Annotated in this window: 1 pseudogene; it reads right to left on the bottom strand. The window is 38.1% G+C overall.

From position 1 onward, the window contains the following. Positions 1 to 257, bottom strand: a pseudogene (locus LJD34_RS16260) (sigma-70 family RNA polymerase sigma factor); the annotation flags it as partial. Between the last annotated feature and the right edge of the window lie 100 nt (positions 258 to 357).

Here is a 357-nt window from a genome sequence, read left to right as displayed (position 1 = left end):
TTCAAGGCTTCTGCCAGCTCATCATCAAGGACACGAATATCAATGCCACATACTGAAAAGATTGTATAATCTGTTTCGTAATCGTCCCACACAGCAAAATTTTCAACGAAAATTTCTGGAAGTTCACAAATTGGAATTTCTTTATCTTTTCGTCGTTTCAATCCTTGCTGGTAGTCCTTTACAACATGACGGACAACTTTCTTCAAACAACTTTCAAAGCGACATTGAACTGTTTTCTGGAAGTCAGACGGTTTCATCAATCTCACCCCCTTTCCTCTATGATTTGAAAAGCGTTTATCCCTCTTTCCGCACCATATAGGGAATGAAAGGTGTGATTTAATGACCTCTTTTGAAAAA

Origin of the sequence: Faecalibacillus sp. MSK20_93 (genome assembly GCF_020589945.1) — a bacterium.
Taxonomy (GTDB): domain Bacteria; phylum Bacillota_I; class Bacilli_A; order Erysipelotrichales; family Coprobacillaceae; genus Faecalibacillus; species Faecalibacillus intestinalis.
Note: the sequence above shows the minus strand (reverse complement) of the source record. Positions and strands in the feature narration are given on the sequence as shown.